The organism is Pseudomonas sp. H1_D04, from assembly GCF_054683855.1.
The window spans coordinates 4,817,302-4,838,983 of the sequence record NZ_CP162826.1 but is presented as its reverse complement, the minus strand read 5'-3'; the positions used below and the strand labels follow the sequence as shown (position 1 = coordinate 4,838,983).

At 60.4% G+C, this 21,682-nt stretch carries 19 protein-coding genes and 1 pseudogene; 7 read left to right on the top strand and 13 right to left on the bottom strand.

Annotated features, from left to right (window positions below; all coding sequences use genetic code 11):
* The first annotated feature begins 5 nt into the window (after window positions 1–5).
* A complete protein-coding gene (locus AB4N82_RS22480; RefSeq protein WP_003174397.1) occupies window positions 6–281 on the top strand; it encodes a peptidylprolyl isomerase in 276 nt (91 codons plus the stop codon).
* Between the two features lie 111 nt (window positions 282–392).
* Here AB4N82_RS22480 and AB4N82_RS22475 read toward each other — a convergent pair whose 3' ends face one another.
* The 8 genes from AB4N82_RS22475 to AB4N82_RS22440 form a co-directional block, all read right to left on the bottom strand.
* Window positions 393–1,301 carry a sugar kinase gene (locus AB4N82_RS22475; RefSeq protein ID WP_122765437.1) on the bottom strand — a complete coding sequence of 303 codons (909 nt, stop codon included), beginning with the start codon at window positions 1,299–1,301 and terminating at the stop codon, window positions 393–395.
* A gap of 117 nt (window positions 1,302–1,418) precedes the next feature.
* A complete protein-coding gene (locus tag AB4N82_RS22470; protein WP_122765438.1) occupies window positions 1,419–2,627 on the bottom strand; it encodes an amino acid deaminase in 1,209 nt (402 codons plus the stop codon).
* A gap of 9 nt (window positions 2,628–2,636) precedes the next feature.
* On the bottom strand, window positions 2,637–3,401 hold the full coding sequence (locus AB4N82_RS22465) for an IclR family transcriptional regulator (protein ID WP_032886547.1): 765 nt from the start codon (window positions 3,399–3,401) through the stop codon (window positions 2,637–2,639).
* Between the two features lie 166 nt (window positions 3,402–3,567).
* Window positions 3,568–3,957 (bottom strand): RidA family protein, encoded by a 390-nt coding sequence (locus AB4N82_RS22460; RefSeq protein ID WP_010210958.1) that lies wholly within the window; start codon window positions 3,955–3,957, stop codon window positions 3,568–3,570.
* 16 nt (window positions 3,958–3,973) lie between these two features.
* The gene (locus AB4N82_RS22455) at window positions 3,974–4,756 is read right to left on the bottom strand and encodes an amino acid ABC transporter ATP-binding protein (protein ID WP_032886550.1); all 783 of its coding nucleotides are present in this window, start codon (window positions 4,754–4,756) and stop codon (window positions 3,974–3,976) included.
* Window positions 4,753–5,415, bottom strand: a complete 663-nt coding sequence (locus AB4N82_RS22450; RefSeq protein ID WP_095184540.1) for an amino acid ABC transporter permease — start codon at window positions 5,413–5,415, stop codon at window positions 4,753–4,755. Before AB4N82_RS22450 ends, AB4N82_RS22455 begins: the two co-directional genes overlap by 4 nt.
* A gap of 11 nt (window positions 5,416–5,426) precedes the next feature.
* Window positions 5,427–6,089, bottom strand: coding sequence for an amino acid ABC transporter permease (locus AB4N82_RS22445; RefSeq protein WP_065878346.1), 663 nt, complete (start codon window positions 6,087–6,089; stop codon window positions 5,427–5,429).
* A gap of 52 nt (window positions 6,090–6,141) precedes the next feature.
* A complete protein-coding gene (locus AB4N82_RS22440; protein ID WP_032886556.1) occupies window positions 6,142–6,990 on the bottom strand; it encodes a transporter substrate-binding domain-containing protein in 849 nt (282 codons plus the stop codon).
* Window positions 6,991–7,322: 332 nt separating this feature from the next.
* On the opposite strand from AB4N82_RS22440, the gene AB4N82_RS22435 reads away from it, so the two are divergent.
* Window positions 7,323–7,571: a hypothetical protein gene (locus AB4N82_RS22435; protein ID WP_032886558.1), complete on the top strand. Its 249-nt coding sequence runs from the start codon at window positions 7,323–7,325 to the stop codon at window positions 7,569–7,571.
* A gap of 74 nt (window positions 7,572–7,645) precedes the next feature.
* Window positions 7,646–7,936 (top strand): annotated as a pseudogene (locus tag AB4N82_RS22430) (thioredoxin family protein); the annotation flags it as partial.
* A gap of 19 nt (window positions 7,937–7,955) precedes the next feature.
* On the opposite strand, the gene AB4N82_RS22425 reads toward AB4N82_RS22430, so the two are convergent.
* Both AB4N82_RS22425 and sohB read right to left on the bottom strand, forming a co-directional pair.
* The gene (locus tag AB4N82_RS22425; RefSeq protein ID WP_122765439.1) at window positions 7,956–9,524 is read right to left on the bottom strand and encodes a TerC family protein; all 1,569 of its coding nucleotides are present in this window, start codon (window positions 9,522–9,524) and stop codon (window positions 7,956–7,958) included.
* A 319-nt stretch (window positions 9,525–9,843) separates the two neighbouring features.
* Entirely contained in the window at window positions 9,844–10,869 is a 1,026-nt protein-coding gene (sohB, locus tag AB4N82_RS22420) for a protease SohB (RefSeq protein WP_017135929.1), read from the bottom strand.
* A 207-nt stretch (window positions 10,870–11,076) separates the two neighbouring features.
* Between sohB and AB4N82_RS22415 the strand changes: the two genes are divergently transcribed.
* Complete coding sequence (locus AB4N82_RS22415; RefSeq protein WP_032886565.1) at window positions 11,077–11,787, top strand: histidine phosphatase family protein; 711 nt, start codon at window positions 11,077–11,079, stop codon at window positions 11,785–11,787.
* Window positions 11,788–11,843: 56 nt separating this feature from the next.
* Entirely contained in the window at window positions 11,844–12,158 is a 315-nt protein-coding gene (locus tag AB4N82_RS22410) for an SCP2 sterol-binding domain-containing protein (RefSeq protein WP_032886566.1), read from the top strand.
* 92 nt (window positions 12,159–12,250) lie between these two features.
* Here the strand turns inward: AB4N82_RS22410 and AB4N82_RS22405 are convergent, their stop codons facing one another.
* Window positions 12,251–14,878 (bottom strand): MGH1-like glycoside hydrolase domain-containing protein, encoded by a 2,628-nt coding sequence (locus AB4N82_RS22405; protein WP_122765440.1) that lies wholly within the window; start codon window positions 14,876–14,878, stop codon window positions 12,251–12,253.
* A gap of 199 nt (window positions 14,879–15,077) precedes the next feature.
* Here AB4N82_RS22405 and hglS point away from each other — a divergent pair, with 199 nt between their 5' ends.
* Window positions 15,078–16,454 carry a 2-oxoadipate dioxygenase/decarboxylase HglS gene (hglS, locus tag AB4N82_RS22400; protein WP_181643350.1) on the top strand — a complete coding sequence of 459 codons (1,377 nt, stop codon included), beginning with the start codon at window positions 15,078–15,080 and terminating at the stop codon, window positions 16,452–16,454.
* A 135-nt stretch (window positions 16,455–16,589) separates the two neighbouring features.
* On the opposite strand, the gene AB4N82_RS22395 is transcribed toward hglS, so the two are convergent.
* Window positions 16,590–16,817: a YdcH family protein gene (locus AB4N82_RS22395; RefSeq protein WP_032886572.1), complete on the bottom strand. Its 228-nt coding sequence runs from the start codon at window positions 16,815–16,817 to the stop codon at window positions 16,590–16,592.
* 175 nt (window positions 16,818–16,992) lie between these two features.
* On the opposite strand from AB4N82_RS22395, the gene tkt reads away from it, so the two are divergent.
* A complete protein-coding gene (gene tkt / locus AB4N82_RS22390) occupies window positions 16,993–19,047 on the top strand; it encodes a transketolase (protein ID WP_122765442.1) in 2,055 nt (684 codons plus the stop codon).
* A 113-nt stretch (window positions 19,048–19,160) separates the two neighbouring features.
* On the opposite strand, the gene uvrA is transcribed toward tkt, so the two are convergent.
* Window positions 19,161–21,680, bottom strand: a complete 2,520-nt coding sequence (gene uvrA / locus AB4N82_RS22385) for an excinuclease ABC subunit UvrA (RefSeq protein WP_122765443.1) — start codon at window positions 21,678–21,680, stop codon at window positions 19,161–19,163.
* Window positions 21,681–21,682: the final 2 nt, after the last annotated feature.

Here is a 21,682-nt window from a genome sequence, read left to right as displayed (position 1 = left end):
GACCAATGAAAGCCCAAGCCCGTCATATCCTGGTGAAAACCAGTGAAGAAGCCGAACAACTCAAGCAGCGCATTGCCAAGGGCGAAGCCTTTGATGTGTTGGCCAAGAAGTACTCCACCTGCCCGTCGGGCAAACGTGGCGGCGATTTGGGTGAAGTGCGGCCGGGGCAGATGGTCGGGGCGATTGATGCGGTGATTTTCAAGAAGCCGGTGAAGGTGGTTCACGGGCCGATCAAGAGCAAGTTTGGGTATCACTTGGTGCAGGTGTTTTACCGCGACTGAGGCTTTGACTTAAGACCGCTATCGGGGGCAAGCCCCCTCCCACAGGGATCGCATTCCTCCCGATGAAATGCGGTCACGTGTGGGCCCGATCCGCCGCGGGCGGCCACTCACTTATTCTCTGGGAATAAGCGCCCCCGGTACCTGGATGACCCGGCTCGCCAACCGATGCCCCGCCAACGCAGCCTCCTCCGGCGAATCACCCTTGAGCCGCCCGGCCAGATACGCCGCACTGAACGAATCACCTGCCGCTGTGGTGTCCACCACCTTCTCGACCTTCAACGCCGGCACCGCAAAACGCTCCCGCGCACAGCGGATCAAACACGCATCCGCCCCACGTTTTAGAACCACTTCCTCAATCGCCGGATAGGCCGCAAACACCTGCTCGCTGTCGGCATAGCCAAACAGAGCGCGCTCGTCATCCTCGGTGAGCAAGGCGATATCTACCTCGGCCAAAACCGTGCGATAAGCCGCACGCGCCGCCTCGACACTGCCCCACAGACGCGGCCGGTAGTTGTTGTCGAACACCACCGTAGCGCCGCGTCGGCGCGCGTCAACCAGCGCTTGCAGCAAACGCTCGCGCCCAACCTCCCCCAGCACCGCCAGGGTAATGCCGCTGAAATAGACCACGTCATAGGCCGGCAACGCGGCCAGGATGGGCTCGGCGGCCGGCGTGGTGAAACAGTCGCGCACCGCGGCTTCGTTGCGCCAGTAGAGGAATTTACGCTCGCCGTTGGCGTCGGTCTGAATGCAGTACAAGCCCGGCAACCGCCCCGGCAGGCGCTGGACCAAGCCCATCCCCAGGCCTTCGTCGGTCCATTGCTGGCACATGGCGTCGCTGAAGCTGTCATCGCCCAAGGCGGTGACGTAATCGACGCTGCCGATCGGGCCCAACTCACGGCGCAGGTACACCGCCGTGTTCAGGGTGTCGCCGCCGAAGCTTTGTTGCAGGCTACCGTCGGCGCGGTGTTGCAGTTCGATCATGCATTCACCGATGAGGGCGATGCGTGGATGGGTGGTCATGGCTGCTGTCTCGGGGGGGCTGATGGCCTCATCGGGGGCAAGCCCCCTCCCATACTTTGATGTGTGAACACATTTCAAATGTGGGAGGGGGCTTGCCCCCGATAGGAGCGACGCGATCTAGAAGCAGGTATGCAGGGACTCGATCACCTGCAACTGTTCATCCACCAGGCAACCCACCTGCCACTTGTCAAACGTCAGGCAAGGATGGGAAGTGCCAAAGGAAATGATGTCGCCAATGCGCAGTTCAACCCCAGGTGCCACAGCCATGAACGCATGCTGGTCCATCACGGCCGTGACCTTGCACGCGCTCACATCATCGCCTTGCGCCGGCACAATACCGGCCTTGTAGCGCTTGAGTGGCACCGGCAACCCGGCGTCGTAGGCCACGTCGCGCTTACCGAGGGCGATCACCGCAAAACCGGGCTCAGGCAACGACTGCACATGAGCCCAGACTTCCAGGGCCGGGCGCAGGCCTTCACTGAGGTCGATGCGGCGGTCGAGCACGCAGCATTGAGCTTCTTTGTAGATGCCATGGTCGTGGGCCACATAACTGCCGGGGCGCAATACGCTGAGGAAGCGGCCGGCGGCGTTCTGCGCTTCAAAGGATTCGGCGATCAGGTCGTACCACGCCGAACCCGACGCTGTGACGATCGGCTTGGCCAAGTCGAAAGAACCGTTGTTCTGCAAGTCCACCGCCAGGCGCACCAGGCTGGCGGCGAAGTCGCGGATGCCGCTGACGGCGTGCTCGCCATGGATCACGCCTTCGTAGCCTTCAATACCGGTGAGGGCCAGGGCCGGCTGGGCCTTGATCGCCTTGGCCAGGTCGCGCACTTCCTGCTCGCTGCGGCAACCGCAACGGCCGCCAACCACGCCGTACTCGATCATCACGTTCAGGCGCAGGCCACGGGCGGCGAAGAACAGACCCAGGTCGGCGACGTTGTCCGGGTGGTCGACCATGCAGTGGAAGTCAAAATCCTTGTCCGCCAGCAGGTCAGCGATCAACGCCATGTTCGGCGCGCCCACCAGTTGGTTGGCCATCAACACACGGCGCACACCTCCGGCATAGGCGGCGCGGGTCTGCACGGCGTTGGCCATGGTAATACCCCAGGCGCCCTGGGCGATCTGACGCTGGAACAGTGCCGGCATCATGCTGGTCTTGCCATGGGGCGCGAGTTCGGCGCCGCTGTTGCTGACAAACTCCTGCATCCAACGGATGTTGTGTTCCAGGGCGTCGCGGTGCAGCACCAGGGCCGGCAGGCTGACGTCTCGGACCAGGTGGGCGCCGACGGCGGCGGCGCCTTTTTCAACGGCGTTGATGGCAGACATGTAAAGCTCCTATTCGTTGATGCGACGCGCCAGGTGATTGGCGCTGTCGATCAACACCCGGCGATAGTCGTTGTAGTTTTTTTGCGCATCGGCCCGAGGGGCGACGATGCACAGGGTCGCAATGCTGATACCTTGCGCGTCCCGCACCGGGGCGGCAAAGCAGTGGGTAAAGGTGTCGGCCACACTGTCGAAGGAAAAGAACCCATCGAGGGTAGCCTGACGGATTTGCGCGAGGAACGTTTCCAGCGGCAGACGCTGGCCGTCCGGCAGGATGAAGTCATCGTGGTCGATCAGGTCGACAATTTGCTGGTCACTCAGGTGCCCCAGCAACAGGCGCCCGGAGGCGGTCCAGGGGATCGGGGCGTTTTCGCCGATGTCCGAAGAAATCCGGAAATGCCGCTCGCCTTCGCGCATCAGCGCCACGGTGTATTTGCGCCCGTTGAGCAGGCACATCTGCGCGGTTTCATGGGTCTGGCTGACGATCTCCTGCAAGGCGTGATCGGCCTCGCGAGTCAGGTCGAAGTGTCGCAGGTGCGCCTGGCCGAGGAAGTACAACTGGCGACCGAGGTAGACGTGACCGTCCTTGCCCACGGTTTCCAGAATGCGGCGCTCCAGCAAGGATGCGACCAATTCATAGACGGTGGACTTGGGGCTGCCAATGCCGCTGGCGATATCATTCGGCCGCAGGGGCTGGCCGACTTCCTTGAGGAAATCAAGGATGTCGAATGCACGGTCCAGGCCTTTGGCGCGGCGTTTGATGGTGTCTTCGGTCATGGCAATTTCGGTCCGGTCGAAATGGTAGGGCTGGCGCAGGTCCACTGTGGGAGGGGGCTTGCCCCCGATGGCGGCGTGTCAATCAACACCTCTGTTACTGATACACCGCTATCGGGGGGCAAGCCCCCTCCCACATTTGATCTCTGGTGCTTAAGAGTGGGGCAATTTAGCCCTTTTTCTTGTAGGCCACACAATCAATCTCCACCTTGCAATCCACCATCATATTGGCCTGTACACAGGCCCGCGCCGGGGCATGTTCGGGTGTGAAGTATTCGCCGAAGACCTTGTTGAAACTCCAGAAGTCCCGAGGGTCTTCCAGCCATACGCCGACGCGCACTACGTCTTTGAGCTCGTAGCCGGCTTCTTCGAGGATCGCCACCACGTTGCGCATGGTCTGGCGGGTTTGTTCGATGATCCCGCCGGTGATGATTTCGCCGTCCACCGCAGGCACTTGGCCCGAGACGTACAGCCAACCGTCCGCTTCCACCGCGCGGGCGAAGGGACGAGGCTGGCCACCGCCGGCAGTACTGCCGGCTCCGTAACGAGTGATGCTCATAAAACGATGCTCCTGATTAAAAACGAATGTTCTTGAGAAATTCCGCCAGGCGCGGCGATTGAGGCCGCTCGAAGATATCCTTCGACGAGCCCTGCTCTTCAATCCGCCCCTGGTTCATGAATACGATCTTGTCCGAGACTTCATAGGCAAAGCGCATTTCGTGGGTGACCAGCAACATGGTCATGCCCTCTTCCGCCAGGCCTTTGATCACACTGAGCACTTCACCTACCAACTCCGGATCGAGGGCTGAGGTGACTTCGTCGAACAGCATCAAGCTGGGGTTCATCGCAATCGCACGGGCAATCGCGACACGCTGCTGCTGGCCGCCGGACAACTGGCCGGGGAAGTGATTGCGGCGCTCTAAAAGTCCTACGCGGTCCAGCCATTTTTCCGCCAAAGCCACGGCTTCATCCTTGCCCATCTTCTTGACCTTGAGCAGGCCCAGGGTGACGTTCTGCAAGGCGGTCAGGTGCGGAAACAGGTTGAACTGCTGGAACGCCATGCCGGTCATCGCCCGGTGCTGGGCGATGACGCGTTCGGGGTGGCGCACGCGCTTGCCGCCAATGTCGCTGTAGCCGATGGATTCGCCGTCCAGGGTGATCTGGCCGCCCTGGAACTCTTCCAGCAGGTTGACGCAACGCAGCAGCGTGGTCTTGCCCGAGCCGCTGGAACCGATCAAGGTCACTACGTTGCCGCGCTGCATGGACAGGTCGACGCCTTTGAGCACTTCCACATCGCCGTATTGTTTGCGCAGGCCGCGAATGTTCAGCAGCGGCTCGGTTGTTTGAGGTTGGTTCATGGCAAGGCCACCCGCTTTTCAATGTAGCGCCCGAATAACTCGATGGCGTAGTTGATGACAAAGAACATAAACCCGGCGAACAGGTAGAACTCCAGGGTCATGAAAGTACGTGCGATGACTTGCTGGGTACTGAGCAGCAACTCGGCCACGCCGATCACCGAGAGCAAGGTCGAGGCCTTGACGATCTCCGTGGAGGAATTGACCCAGGTCGGCAGGATCTGCCGCAATGCCTGGGGCAACAGCACGTAGGCCAGGGACTGGTAGAACGTAAGGCCAATCGCCTTACCCGCTTCCAGTTGCCCACGGGGAATGGCTTGCAGTGCGCCGCGCACGATTTCCGACACATGGGAGCCGCAGAACAGCGTGAGCCCGACGGCACCGGCCTGGAACGCGCTGATCTGCCAGCCGAGCGCCGGCAGCATGTAGAAACACGCCAACACCAACACGAACACCGGTGTACCGCGGATCAAATCCACATACAGGCGAAACGGCGCACGCATCCAGAATTTGCCGTAGGTCAGCACCAGCCCGGCGAAGATGCCGATCAGGGTGCCAAAGATAATCGCCAGCGCCGAGCAGTAGATGCTGGTCTGAAAGCCGGCCCAGAGGGTCTCTCGGGCGACCCACAACTCGTGTAGCCAACTGGGGGATTCGTACATAAAAACCCTCCTTAACGACGGATCGCCAGACGCTGTTCCAGGTAGCGGAGCAACATGGCAATGAGGTAACAGGCAGCCACGTAGAGCGCGGTCGTGACCAGCCAGGTTTCAATCACCCGGTAGCTTTCGACGTTGATCTTGCGGGCGTAATAGGTCAGCTCGGGCACCGCAATCGCAGCGGCGAGCGAGGTGTCCTTGAACAGCGAGATAAAGTTGTTCGAGAGCGCCGGCAGCACATTGCGCAACATCACCGGCACGGTGATATACGCACGGATACGCCACTCGCCGAGGCCAATCGCCAATCCGGCTTCACGCAGCCCCTTGGGAATATTCAACAGACCGGCGCGGAACACTTCGGTCAGGTAGGCACCGGCGTACAACGACAGCGTGATGATGAACGAGGGGATCTTGTCCAGCCGGATACCCAGGCTGGGCAAGGCGAAGTAGATCAACAGGATCAGCACCAGGATCGGCGTGTTGCGAATCACTGTCACATACACCGAGGCGAAGATGCGCAGCGCACGATGTTTGGACAGCATGGCAAACGCCATCAACAGGCCGATCACGCAGCCGATGGCGATCGACAGCAATGCCAGTTGCAGGCCAAGACCGAGCCCCGCCAGCAAGGTGTCGAAATCGCGCCACACGGCGGCAAAGTTCAACTGATAGTTCATGGTCGACAGTACCTAGTTGGGGCGCCTTGGCAGGCACCCCGGTTGTTCCGGATCACTTGAATTCAACAGGGAAACCAATCGCCGGTTCTGGCAGGTCGACACCGAACCACTGCTTGAACGAGGCTTTGTAGGTTGGGAATTCCACACCGGTCATGGCTTCATGCAGGGCAGTGTTGACGAAGTTCAGCCAGTCCTGATCACCACGCTTGACCGCGCACGCGTAGGTTTGCGGGCTCCAGGCGTAAGCCGGGCTGCGGTAGCGGCCGGGGTTCTGCACCATCAGGTATTTGACCGAGGATTGGTCGGTGGCGGCGGCATCGGCGCGACCGGAATTCACGGCCTGGTACATCAGGTCGACGCTGTCGTACTGGTCGACCTTGGCCTTGGGCAGCGCCTGGTGCACCAGTTCTTCGGCATACACGTTTTGCAGCACGGCCACGGTGACGCCATCGCCCGCCGCCTGCAGGTCTTCAATCTCTTTGTACTTGCTGTTGTTCGGCAGCAACAGGCCCACGCCTTCGCGGTAATAAGGCAGGGTGAACGCCACCTGCTGTGCACGGCTGGCGGTGACGGTGATGAACTGGCAGCTCATGTCGACTTTGTCCGTCAGCAGGTTGGGAATGCGCGCGTCAGACGACTGCACCACAAACTCGACCTTGCTCGGATCGTTGAACAAACCTTTGGCCACGATGCGGCCGATGTCGATATCAAACCCCTGCAACTTGCCATCCGCTCCCTGGAAGTGCCACGGCGCATTGGTACTGCCTGTACCCACGATCAAATGCCCACGTTTGAGCACGTTATCGAGCTTGCTGTCCGCCGCCTGCACAACGCCTGCGAGGGAAGCCGATGCGGCGAAGAGAAAAACACACGCTTTGAACACGGAAGGTCGGTGATGCATGACAAGCACTCCAGAAGTTGTGTATTCCGCTATACCGGAACTTAGTATGTAACAACGGAATAGACAGCAGAAAGTGTGCCATACGCGCTTAGCGAAAACTACGGCCTGGGTAAAGTCCTTGGTAATCAGATAGATAACGCGAGGCGTAAGATGCGGCGTTGCGCCAGCATCCGGATTCAGATTGCTACCCAAGGCCTCACAGGGGATCACAGCGCCATTGGCGTGCGTCACCGCCCCGTTACCGCGCACCCCGACGGTGCGCCCGCCCCATGGAAAAATCCCTGTGCTGGGCTAGCCTTTGGCACACACCCAACGACAAGGACTGCATTGCGATGAAGCTCAGTCTCACCCTGGTACTGCTTTCGTTTCTGGCCGCCGGCAGCGCGTCGGCCAACAACGACCGCCGCGAATGCAAAGAAGAATTGCGCAAGCTCAAAGAAGCCTTCGACATCAATTACAGCAGCCAAAACCACCATGGCTATCGCCGCGCCAAAGCGTCCAGTGACAATGAGGAATACCGCAAGTGCGCGAACCAGGCACGCAAGGCCCGCGAACGCCTGGAGCGTGACGCGGACCTGTGAAGGTTGACAGTAGACGACGATGACCCTCGAGCTTAGCGTTGGCAGAAACCCGCGCCGCTCGTAAGGAGATCATCATGGGGATTGCCACCGCGACCATTGCCAATGCCGAGGATTACCAGCGCGTACTGAGCACGTCGCGGCCGGTATTCCTGCTGTTTGTCTCAGATCACTGCCCGGGCTGCGCGATTTCCGGGCCGCTGTTCCAGAGGATTGCCCGCAAGTACCGCTCAGTGGTGAGCCTGGTACTTGATTGCGCGAAAACCCCGAGGCACCCGAAGGTTACGGGTACCCCAACGCTGCTGATTTATCTCAACGGCACACTGATGGAGACGTTCGAAGGGTTCGGCCCCGAGGACGAACAAGTGCAGACGATCGAAAACGCATTCATGCTCTATGCCCCCCACAAGCGTGCAAAACCACCTGCGTCACCCGCCGCTCCTCGACCGCAGCCACCGTCAGGCGCCAGCCCTCATGCTCCAGGCTATCGCCCACCACGGGCAGGCGGTCGAGCAGGCTCATCACCAACCCGGCCAGAGTCTGGTAATCCTCCGTCGCGACAACCTTGAAGCCGGTACGCTGACGAATCTGGGTCAGGTTCAAGGCGCCATTGGCACGGAAGCCATCGCCCTCTTCGACAATATCCGGCCCTTCGATCTCACTGGCATCCGGCAATTCACCGGCGATGGACTCGAGAATGTCGGTCATGCTCAACACGCCCATGAAGTCGCCGAATTCGTTGATCACGAAGGCGATGTGGGTCGACTCCTGACGCATCTGTTCCAGGGCGTTGAGGATCGAAAAACTCTCCAGCAGGTTGATCGCTCGACGCGCCAGGTGCTCCAGGTTCGGCTCGTTGCCGGCCAGGTATTCCTTGAGCAGTTCCTTTTTATGCACGAAGCCCAACGGCTCATCCACCACGCCGTTGCGGATCAACGGCAGGCGAGAGTAGGACGAATGCATCAATTTCAGGCGAATCGTGTCGGCATCGTCCGCCAGGTCGATAAAGTCGACCTTGGCCCGCGGCGTCATCAAGGTACGAATCGGCCGCTCGGCCAGTTGCAGCACGCCACTGATCATCACGCGTTCACGTCGATCAAACAGCGGGCCCTGATTGGCATCTGTCTCGCCCAGCAAGTCGGCCACGTCTTCGCCCACCTCTTCTACCGCCAGGCTGCGACCGCCGAGCAAGCGCATCACCGCATGGGCAGTACGCTCGCGCACCGGCAACACACCCTGCGCCGATTTCTTGCGACGGGCGCGGGCAATCTGGTTGAACACTTCGATCAGGATCGAGAAGCCAATGGCTGCGTACAGGTAACCCTTCGGAATATGGAAACCCAGGCCTTCGGCGGTCAGCGCAAAACCGATCATCATCAGGAAGCCCAGGCACAGCATGATCACTGTGGGATGGGCGTTCACGAAGCGCGTCAGCGGCTTGCTCGCCACGAGCATCAGGCCGATGGAAATGATCACCGCGATCATCATCACCGCCAGCTCATCCACCATGCCCACGGCGGTAATCACCGCATCCAGGGAGAACACCGCATCAAGCACCACGATCTGCGCCACGATCGGCCAGAACATCGCATACGCCACGTTGCCCGTGCGCTGAGCCACATGCCCTTCAAGGCGCTCGTGCAATTCCATGGTGGCCTTGAACAGCAGGAATACACCACCGAACAGCATGATCAGGTCACGACCGGAGAAACTCTTGTCGAACACCTCGAACAGCGGCTGGGTGAGGGTCACCAACCACGAAATACTCGCCAGCAGGCCAAGGCGCATCAGCAATGCCAGGGACAAACCGATCAACCGCGCACGGTCACGCTGCTCCGGTGGCAACTTGTCCGCCAGGATCGCGATAAACACCAGGTTGTCGATACCCAGCACCAGTTCCAGCACAATCAAGGTCAACAGGCCGAGCCAGGCCGTTGGATCCGCTAACCATTCCATTTATATAAATCTCTATCTAGGTTTCAGAATGCCGGACACGGCAAAGCGCGGTCAGTGGACCGGAACAAGGTTAGCAGTCGGAATACGGGATGTTTCAGCGGGAACGGCAGCAGCGGATGTCTTGGGGAAAGACGACTGGGGGGGCTCCGAGAGGGTGTTCATGCAAATCCTGAAATAACAAAAGGACTTGAATCCTACAGGCGAAAAGCAAATTTCCCACAACGCAAAACTATTACAAAACCTGTCTTTGAAACCCATGCCCCTGTGGGAGGTGGCTTGCTCCCTCCCACAGGGGCCCCCATGCATTCTGAAGGTCGGGTTACCAGAACCGCTGCTGGGTCAACCGGCTCCACCAGGTCAGCAGCACCCGGTCAACCGAACCGCTGGCCGCCAGGCCCACGCGCTCTTGCAGGCTTTTGCGCTCGGCATAGTGCAGGTGGAACACCTCGGCGGTCTTGGCCTTGGTGGCCAGATATTCGTCGCTGGTTTGCAGCTCGTCGACCAACTGTTTGTCGAGGGCTGCAACGCCGAGCCACACTTCACCCGTGGCCACGTCATCAATCGCCAACTGCGGGCGATACCGCGACACGAAGTTCTTGAACAGTTGATGAGTGATATCCAGGTCTTCCTGAAACTTCTCGCGGCCCTTTTCGGTGTTTTCGCCAAACACGGTGAGGGTGCGTTTGTATTCGCCGGCGGTCAGCACTTCAAAGTCGATATCGTGTTTTTTGAGCAGGCGATTGACGTTGGGCAACTGCGCCACTACGCCGATGGAGCCCAGGATGGCAAACGGCGCGCTGATGATCTTCTCGCCGATGCACGCCATCATGTAACCGCCGCTGGCCGCGACCTTGTCGATGCACACGGTCAATGGCACGCCCGCCTGGCGGATACGCGCTAATTGTGACGAGGCCAAGCCGTAGCTGTGCACCATGCCACCACCACTTTCCAGACGCAGCACCACTTCGTCCTTGGGCGTGGCCAAGCTCAGCAATGCGGTGATTTCATGGCGCAGGCTCTCGGTCGCCGAGGCCTTGATGTCACCGTCGAAATCCAGCACGAACACCCGTGGCTTGGCCTCGGGTTTTTTCTTACTGTTCTTCTTTTCAGTTTTGCTTTCGGACTTGCGCAGCGCTTTGAGCTGGTCCTTGTCGAGCAGGCTCGACTCCAGGCGCTCGCGCAGGCCCTTGTAGAAATCATTGAGCTTGCTGACCTGCAGTTGGCCGGCGGATTTGCGACGACCTTTACTGCGCAGTGCGGCGAAGCTGATCAGTACCACCAGAATAGCGACCACCAGGGTGACAGTCTTCGCCAGGAAGCTGGCATATTCGGCCAAAAAATCCATGTGACTCCTTACAAGTGCATTTACAAGAGCAGTGCGCCAGGCGCGGATTGCCCAAGCATACCGATGGCACCGCATTCGGGCCAGTGATCAAACCGTTGGCAGCCAAGGCCTCTAAGGAGCTTTTAAAACAAGCGTATGTTTTTTCATTGACAGCTCCCTGGCATCCCCATAACCTCGCCAGACTTTCAACGTACCGGGAAAACGGACGTGGGCAGCATCTATCTGATTCGACATGGCCAGGCCTCCTTCGGTGCAGACGACTATGACGTCCTGTCGCCCGTTGGTGTGGAGCAGGCACAAGTGCTCGGTCGCCACCTGGCGGACATGGGCATCGTGTTCGACCGCTGCGTGGCAGGCGATCTGCGCCGTCAGCAGCACACCGCCACGGCTGCCTTCGATCAATACCGCGCCCTTGGCCTGCCGGTTCCGGTCTTGGAAACCGACAGCGCCTTCAACGAATTCGATGCTGAAGCGATCATCCGCGCCCTGCTCCCCGACCTGCTCACCACCGAACCCGACGCCCTGGACATCCTGCGCAATGCCGCGCAGAACCGCAGCGAATTCCAACGCATCTTCGCCCTGATCATTGAACGCTGGTTGGCCGGCACTTATGACACGCCAGGACTGGAAAGCTGGCTGGGGTTTGTCGAGCGCGTTCAGGGTGGCTTGCAACGCATTCTCGATGCCGCAGACAACACACAGAAAATCGCCGTGTTCACCTCCGGCGGCACCATCACCGCCCTGCTCCACCTGATTACCCGAATGCCTGCTACACAGGCTTTCGAACTGAACTGGCAAATTGTTAACACCTCGCTCAACCAGCTGAAATTCCGCGGTCGCGAGGTGGCACTGGCTTCCTTCAACAGTCATAGCCACTTGCAACTGTTGAAGGCGCCGCAACTCATCACCTTCCGATGAAGTGCGGCCAACCGTGACCCCAAGGTCACTGGACTCCACCCAAAAGGATCGAAACCATGACTGACGTAGCCAAAGCTGTAGAAGCAATGAAAGCCAAATTCAACCCAAGCGCTGCCGACGGCTTGGACCTGGTATTCGGTTTCCGTATCGATGACACCAAGAACTTTTCCCTGGTCGTCAAAGACAAAACCTGCGAACTGCATGAAGGTGAAAACCCGGACGCACAAGTGACCCTGGTCATGGACAGCGCGACCCTGGAAGGCATCGTCGACGGTTCGACTGACGGCATGCAGGCCTTCATGGGCGGCAAACTGCGCACTGAAGGCGACATGATGCTGGCGATGAAACTGAGTGAGCTGTTCCCTTCCTGATTCACAGGCAAGCTTGCATCTCGATCCCGCCTCTCCAGGCGGGATTTTTTTTGCCAACTAACCTGGGATCAATCAAGGTCCGAGGCCGCAACTCAGACCTTCGGTTGCAGCAGCAACGCCACCAACGCACTCCACCCCGTCTGATGGGACGCCCCCAACCCGCGCCCGGTTTCCCCGTGAAAATACTCATGGAACAACACCAGATCACGGCTGAGCGGGTCCGCTTCCAACTGCGAATACCCCGCCATCGATGGCCTACATCCATTGTCATCCCTTAGAAACAGCCCGGTCAGCCGCTGACTGAGGCCTTCAGCCACTTCCTCCAGGGATGACAGATACCCGCTGCCCGTTGGGTACTCCACCGAGAAGTTATCCGCGTAGTACCGATGAAACTCACGCAGCGATTCAATCAGCATGTAATTGACAGGCATCCACACGGGCCCACGCCAATTCGAGTTGCCGCCATACAATCGTGAGTCGGACTCGCCAGGCTGGTAACGCGCGCTGAGGGTGTCGCCGTTCATCTTCAGCGCCAGGGGCTGCTCGGCGAAGGCTTTGGACAGCGAGCGCACGCCAAACGCAGAGAGGAACTCACTGTCCTCCAACATGCGCCGAAGCAGGTCCTTTGTGCGTTCGCCCCGCAACAACGCCAGCAACAAGCGATTGCCCTGCCCCGGCTCGTTCCAGCGTGAGACCAATTTAGCCAAGTCCGGCCGGTGTTTCATAAAGCCCAGTAACCGTTCGCGCAAACCCTCCAGGCCTTCATGCTCGCGCTGCTCCAGCACCAGCACGGCGAACAACGGCATCAGGCCGACGATGGAGCGCAAACGTACCGGCTCGTTCTGCCCATCGGGGCTGTGCAGCACGTCGTAGAAGAACAGGTCCTGCTCATCCCACAAACCTTCGGCACTGTCATCGACCCGGTTAATGGCACCGGCGATATACAGGAAATGTTCGAAAAACTTCACCGCAATATCCACGTACACGGCATTGCGCCTGGCCAGTTCCAGGGCGATGCGCATCAGGTCCAGGGCATACGCGGCAACCCACGCGGTGCCGTCGGCCTGGTCCAACTGATACCCCGGCGGCAATGCCGCCGAACGGTCAAACAAAGCAATGTTATCCAGCCCGAGGAAACCGCCCTGGAACAAGTTGCGGCCCTCGGCGTCCTTGCGGTTGACCCACCAGGAAAAATTCAGCAGCAGCTTATGGAAAATCCGCTCTAGAAAATCCATGTCGCCTACACCGGTCAACGCCTTGTCCTGCTGGTAAACCCGCCAACTGGCCCAGGCATGCACCGGCGGGTTTGCATCATCGAAGCGCCATTCATAAGCCGGCAGTTGGCCGTTGGGATGCATGAAGCGATCCTTCACCAGCAGCAGCAACTGTTGCTTGGCGTAACCCGGATCGATCAGCGCCATCGCCACTGCCTGAAAGCCCTGGTCCCACGAGGCATACCACGGGTATTCCCAGGTGTCGGGCATGGAAAGGATGTCGAAGTTGGACAAGTGCCGCCAATGGGTATTGCGGATATGCAGGCGCTCAGTCGGCGGCGCGGGCTGGGCTGGGTCACCATCGAGCCATTGGTTCACGTCGAAATAGTAGAGCTGCTTGGACCACAACAAGCCAGCCAGGGCTTGGCGCTGCACATTGCGCGCGTCCGCATCGCCAATGCCCTGTTGCAGGGCCGCATAGAAGTCATCGGCTTCCTGACGACGTTGCTCGAACAACTTACGGGCGTTGGCCGCGGGCGCATCCACGGGGGCAAAGCGCAGGTACAAGGTTTTGCTTTCCTGCCCTGCCAGTTCAAGGATGAACCGCGCGGCAACCTTGGTACCGGTGTCCCGGCGAATCGCCGATTGAGCGCCACTGACCACGTAATCGTTGATGCCATCCTTGAACGGGCCCGGTGCCACCTGCCCGTCCAGCTTGACGACATTGCTTTCGTTTTCGCAGAACAACCATTCCAAGCCATCCTGGCCCCAGGCACTCAGATAACGATCCGGCAATTCATGATGACGGGCCAACACCTGCTCGCCGTCCAGCCGCAACTGCGGCTTGGGCGCATCAAAGGTCCAGCTCCAGTCGTTACGCGCCCACAGTTGAGGCATTACCTGCAAACGTGTCGGCTGCTCCGAGCGGTTATGCACCGTGACCCGCATGAAAATATCGTCAGGCTGCTGCTTGGCGTACTCGACGCTGACATCGCAATAGCGGTTGTCCTCAAACACGCCGGTATCGAGGATTTCATACTCGGCATCACCCAGCCCGCGACGGGCGTTCTCGGTGATCAGGTCAACATAGGGAAAGGCGGCATGGGGGTATTTGTAGAGCATGCGCATGTAGGCATGACTCGGTACGCCATCGACGAAAAAGTACAGTTCCTTGACGTCCTCGCCATGGTTGCCCTCGGCGTTGTTGAGACCGAACAACCGCTCCTTGAGGATCGCATCGCGCTCGTTCCACAGCGCCAGCCCGAGGCACCAGCGTTGCGCCTTGTCGCTGAAACCGGCCAGGCCGTCCTCACCCCAACGGTAGGCGCGGCTGCGCGCGTGTTCATGGGGAAAGTAGCGCCAGGCATCGCCATCGGCGCTGTAGTCTTCACGCACGGTGCCCCATTGGCGTTCACTCAGGTATGGGCCCCATTCGCGCCAGCGCTCGGCGTCTTCAGTGGCCAGGCGTTGGCCTTCAATCGTTTGCGTTACGGGCGTGGCCGTCATTGGGTCCTCCATCGCCGACAAGGTGAGGAGCAGTGTAGAGCCCATCCACACCCGCGTGCACATGAAGACTTGGAAGAGAATGCCGTTCATTCATTTGCAGAATGAAGTCCAGAGGAATCTTCGTTTGCAAGCGCACCTGGGGCCCAACAAAATCCAGTAAAAGACCATCACCCTCTCCACCGTCATCAGGAATTTTTCTATGCCCAGTACCGCACATGTCAGCCCAGACGAGATCCGCAAGGGGTTTTCCAAGGCCATGTCCGATATGTACCGAGATGAAGTTCCCCTGTATGGCGCGCTGATGGAGTTGGTGGCCGAGACCAATAGCCGCGTGCTCGACAGCGAACCGAGCCTGGCGCAACAGCTGCAACGCACCGGCGAAATCCAGCGTCTGGACATGGAACGCCACGGCGCCATTCGCTTGGGCACAGCAGCGGAATTGGCCACAATCAGCCGACTGTTTGCGGTGATGGGCATGCAGCCCGTGGGCTACTACGACCTCACGCCAGCGGGCGTGCCGGTGCATTCCACAGCATTTCGCGCGGTGCATGAACACGCGCTGCAAGCCAGCCCGTTTCGGGTGTTCACCTCCCTGCTGCGCCTGGAATTGATCGAGAATGCCGAACTTCGCGCCTTCGCCGAAACTGCATTGGCAAAGCGCTCGATCTTCACCCCCGGCGCCTTGGCGCTTATCGCAAAAGCGGAAACAAACGGCGGCCTCAACGCCGACGAGGCCGCCGAATTCATCCGCCAGGCCCTGGAAACCTTCCGCTGGCACCACACCGCCACCGTTACCGCCGCGCAGTACCAGCAACTCAGTGACCAGCACCGCCTGATCGCCGATGTGGTGGCCTTCAAGGGGCCGCACATCAACCACCTCACCCCGCGCACCCTGGACATTGATCAGGTACAGACCGCCATGCCCGCCAAGGGCATAACCCCCAAGGCCGTGATCGAAGGCCCACCGCGCCGCCAGTGCCCGATCCTGCTGCGCCAGACCAGCTTCAAGGCCCTCGACGAAGCCATCGCCTTCACCGACGCCCAAGGCAGCCACAGCGCCCGCTTCGGTGAAATCGAACAGCGTGGCGTCGCCCTCACGCCCAAAGGCCGCGCCCTCTACGACCAACTGCTGAACGCCGCCCGCGACGAACTGGGCGCGTTCCCCAACGAATCCAACGCCGCGCGCTACATGCACTTGATGGAACAACACTTCCAGGCCTTCCCCGACAACCACGGGCAGATGCGCGAACAAGGCCTGGCGTACTTCCGCTACTTCGCCACGGAACAAGGCCTGGCGGCACGCGGCCAAGCCGATCAACCACGCACATTGCAAGCACTGATCGCCGCCGGTCATGTGGATGTAGAGCCGTTGGTGTATGAGGATTTTCTGCCGGTGAGTGCGGCGGGGATTTTCCAGTCGAATTTGGGGGATGCGGCACAGAGTCATTACGCCGCCAATTCAAACCAGGCGGAATTCGAAAAGGCGTTGGGGCGCAAGACCATCGATGAATTGCAGCTGTACAGCGAGACCCAACAGCGCTCGATCGATGCGTGCACTGAAGCGCTGCTGGCTTGAAAGACAGCGCCCACCCGGCTCAACAGCACAATCCTTGCGCTGCAAAACGTCCCCAGAGCCGGGCGGACGGGGCGCATCATAAGGAGTGATTCCCACGATGTCCCTCAGTCAAATCTGAACAAACCTTGCCGCGTTTCAGGCGTCGAGGCGCCCTGCGATTTCGTCCTTGATCAGCAGGCGTTTCTTCTTCAACACCTCCACCACCGTGTCGTCGGCCTTTTCTGATTCCGCCCGGAGCACCTCGCCGTCGGCAGCGTCGTATTGGGTGAGCAGCGAGTCCAGCCGTTTATCGCTCGCCCTGCGTTCGTGAACGACTTCCTTGCTCAAACCCAAATCCTGATACAGGTCGTGTTTCACTGGCATGACGTACCTCCGCAAGTTGATCAATGGCCTACGCCCTTGAAGCTAGACCATTGCAAAGGGTCTTGTCATGTTTGAAGTCAATACGTCCCCGTTCGTCGCGGCAACGACAATGGGATCAAACCTTCGCGGCGCCCGGCCCTCCACAGTAGATCGTCACTTGAGGGAGACCGGTTTCATGACTAACGCCGCAACCACTGTCGACACCCTATGCATCAACACCCTGCGCACCCTGGCGATGGACGCCGTGCAGAAGGCCAACTCCGGCCATCCGGGCACGCCCATGGGCCTGGCGCCGGTGGGATACACGCTGTGGAGCCGGTTTCTGCGCTATCACCCCGAGCATCCCGACTGGCCCAACCGTGACCGATTTGTGTTGTCAGTGGGGCATGCATCCATGCTGTTGTATTCGCTGCTGCACTTGGCCGGTGTGAAAGAAATTGATGCCCATGGCAAGCGCACCGGGCACCCGGCGATCAGCCTGGACGATATCAAGCAATTCCGTCAGGCCGACTCCAAGACGCCGGGGCATCCGGAATACCGCATGACCACAGGCGTGGAAACCACCACAGGCCCCCTTGGCCAGGGCTGCGCCAACAGCGTGGGCATGGCGATGGCCGAGCGTTGGCTGGCTGAGCGCTTTAACCATGACGACCATGTGCTGTTCGATTACAACGTCTACACCCTGTGTGGCGACGGCGACATGATGGAGGGCATCAGCAGCGAAGCGGCGTCGATGGCCGGCCATTTGAAGCTGGATAACCTGTGCTGGATCTACGACAACAACACCATCAGCATCGAAGGCCACACTGAGCTTGCCTTCAGCGAAGACGTGATCAAGCGTTTCCAGGCCTATGGCTGGCACACCTTGCACGTCACCGATGCCAACGACTTGCAGGCACTGAGCGCAGCCCTGGAGACCTTCCAGGCGAATACCGGCGCGCCGACGCTGATCGTGGTCGACAGCGTGATCGGCTACGGTTCGCCCCACAAGCACAACACCGCCGCCGCCCATGGCGAGCCGTTGGGTGATGACGAAATCCGCCTGACCAAAGCTGCGTATGGTTGGCCGCAGGATTCCAGCTTCCTGGTGCCCGATGAGGCGCGCACGCTCTTGCGCGACGCCCTGCACGCCCGCGCCGAACCGCTCTACCAGCAATGGAACCAGACCCTGGCCCGTCTCGACCCTCAATTGGCCGATGAACTACGGCGGATGCGCGCCGGGGAGATGCCCGAGCACTGGCAGGCTGACCTGCCCGACTTTGCCGCCGATGCCAAGGGCGTCGCCAGCCGCGCGGCGGGTGGCGAGGTACTGAATGCCTTTGCCCAGCAAATCCCCTGGCTGCTCGGCGGCTCGGCGGACTTGTCGCCTTCGACCAAAACCAACCTCACCTTCGACGGTGCCGGGCGCTTCAGCCCCGATGACTACAGCGGGCGCAACCTGCATTTCGGTATTCGCGAACACGCCATGGGCGCCATTGCCAATGGCATGGCGCTGTCGTATTTGCGGCCGTACACCTCGACCTTCCTGGTATTCAGCGACTACATGAAACCGCCGATCCGACTGGCGGCGATCATGGAGTTGCCGGTGGTGTTCGTGTTTACCCACGACTCCATCGGCGTGGGTGAAGATGGGCCGACGCACCAGCCCATTGAGCACCTGACGCAGTTGCGCGCCACGCCAGGGTTGCTGACCCTTCGCCCTGGCGACGCCAACGAAACCCTGGAGCTGTGGAAAGTTGCGCTGGCGCAAACCCATCGGCCGAGCTGTGTGGTGCTGTCACGCCAGCCGCTGCCGACTCTGGATCGCACGCAATACGCAGCGGCGACCGGTGCAGCCAAAGGCGCTTATGTGTTGGCGGGGGCGGATAAACCCCAGGTAATTTTGATCGGTACCGGCAGCGAAGTCAGCCTGGCGATGGCGGCCTATGAACAGCTCAAGGGCGAAGGGATTGCCGCACAAGTCGTCTCGATGCCGAGCTGGGAGTTGTTTGAAGAACAGGACCAGGCCTATCGCGACAGTGTGTTGCCGCCAGCGGTGACCGCACGTGTGGTGGTGGAACAGGCCGGGCCTTTGGGGTGGGACCGCTATGTCGGGCAAACCGGCGCCAAGGTGGTGATGAGCAGCTTCGGGGCTTCGGCGCCGTTGGCGAAGTTGCAGGAGAAGTTTGGGTTTACGGTGGAGCATGTGGTGAAGCAGGCCAAGGCACAAATCCAACTGACCAGACACTGATCACTCTGTGGGAGGGGCTTGCCCCCGATAGCGATCTGTCAGGCACTTGATGGGGTGACTGACCCACCGCTATCGGGGGCTTGCCCCCTCCCACATGTGGACCTGTTTAACTGTTAGATCAACGCTCGGGCCAGGAATGGCGCAGTCCGGCTTTTCTTGCTCTTGGCAACTTTTTGCGGCGTACCGCTGGCCACCACTTGCCCGCCCAAATCCCCTGCTCCCGGACCGATATCGATCACCCAGTCACTCTGGGCCACCACACGCATTTCATGCTCGACCACCACCACCGTGTGCCCTGCATCCACCAAGTGATTGAGCTGGCTGAGCAGGCGATCCACATCCCGTGGATGCAGCCCGGTCGTTGGCTCATCCAACACATACAAGGTCGACCCACGGGCATTGCGTTGCAGCTCGGTGGCCAATTTGATCCGCTGCGCTTCCCCCCCGGACAGTTCGGTAGCCGGTTGACCCAGTCGCAGATAACCCAGGCCGATATCCCGCAGCACCTGCAACGAGCGCAGTACCCCTGGCTGCTCGGCAAAGACCTCGACTGCCTGCTCGACGGTCAGCCCGAGCACCTGAGCGATGCTCAAGCCTTGCCATTTGATCGCCAAGGTCTCGGGGTTGTAGCGCGCGCCGTGGCAGGTCGGACAGGGTGCGTACACACTCGGCATAAACAACAACTCGACGCTGACAAAGCCCTCGCCCTCGCAGTTCGGGCAACGGCCCTTGGCGACGTTGAAGGAGAACTGGCCCGCATCGTAATTGCGCTTCTTTGCCGCAGGCGTGGCGGCGAACAGTTTGCGCACGTTGTCGAACAGCCCGGTGTAGGTCGCCAGGTTGGAACGTGGCGTACGGCCGATGGGTTTCTGATCCACCTGCACTAGGCGTCGGATCTGTTCCAGCCCGGCGCTGATGCGCCCGCCACTGGTTTGCGGCGTGTCATCTTCCAGGCTCGGCTCTTCGTCGTTCTCAACCACACGCCCAAGGCCACTGCCCACCAATTCCAGCAGCGCCTGGCTGACCAGGCTGGACTTGCCCGAGCCGGAAATGCCGGTCACCGAGGTGAAGCAGCCCAAGGGAAAATCCACGTTCAGACCATTGAGGTTATTGCGCGTCACGCCCTCCAACTTCAACCAACCACTGGGTTCGCGGCGAGAGGGATTTGATGTACGCCGCTCGGCGAACAAATACTCACGGGTCTGCGACGCCTCTACGTCAGCCAACCCAGCAGGTGGCCCGCTGTACAGCACTTGCCCGCCATGCTCGCCAGCGGCCGGGCCGACGTCGATCAACCAGTCGGCGCGGCGCATGGTTTCCAAGTCGTGCTCCACCACAAACAACGAATTACCGGCGGCCTTCAAGCGCTCAAGCGCGGTGAACAAAGCCTCGCCATCCGCTGGATGCAAGCCCGCCGAAGGCTCATCCAGCACATAGATCACTCCAAACAATTGCGAGCCCAATTGCGTGGCCAAGCGTAAACGTTGCAACTCCCCGGACGACAAGGTCGGTGTGCTGCGCTCCAGGGACAGATAGCCCAGGCCCAATTCGATCAAGGTGCTGACCCGCTCCAGCAAGTCCTGGGCGATACGCTGCGCAGCCAGGCGCTTCTCCACCGAGAGCTTCATCGTGTCCTGCCCCGCCGCCACCGGCCGCAGCAGTTCGGCCAGCTGCGACAACGACAGCTGCGACAACTCGCCAATATCCACCCCGGCAAACTTCACCGAGAGCGCTGCCTTGGTCAGCCGCTTGCCTTCACACAGCGGGCAGGCGCTGCCCTGCATGAACTGCGACACGCGCTTTTTCATCAGCGCGCTTTGGGTGTGGCTGAAGGTGTGCAGGATGTAGCGCCGCGCGCCGCTGAACGTGCCCTGGTAACTAGGCTCCAGCTTGCGCTTCAACGCCTCGCGGGTTTGCTCCGGGGTGAAACCGGCATACACCGGCACAGTGGGGGTTTCTTCGGTGAACAGGATCCAGTCGCGCTGCTTTTTTGGCAGGTCGCGCCATGGGATATCCACGTCATAGCCCAAGGTCACCAGAATATCGCGCAGGTTCTGGCCCTGCCACGCCAACGGCCAGGAGGCCACCGCGCGCTGGCGAATGCTCAGCGAAGGGTCGGGCACCATCAGCGCCTCGGTCACTTCATACACGCGGCCCAGGCCATGACATTGCGGGCACGCACCCTGGGGCAGGTTCGGCGAAAAGTCCTCGGCATACAGCATCGCTTGCCCCGTAGGGTAGCTGCCGGCGCGGGAATAGAGCATGCGGATCAGGCTCGATAACGTGGTGACGCTGCCCACCGAAGACCGTGCGCTGGGCGTGCCACGCTGCTGTTGCAGGGCCACGGCGGGCGGCAGGCCTTCGATGCTGTCCACGTCGGGCACGCCAACCTGGTCGATCAGGCGCCGCGCGTAAGGCGCCACCGATTCGAAGTAGCGCCGCTGGGCCTCGGCATACACCGTGGAAAACGCCAGGGACGACTTGCCCGAACCCGACACGCCGGTAAACACCACCAGGGCATCCCGGGGAATATCCACGTCGACGTTTTGCAGGTTGTGCTCGCGGGCGCCGCGCACCCTGACAAAGCCTGGGCGTTGGGCAGTGATCGCAGGGATGTTGCGCTGTGAAGTCATGG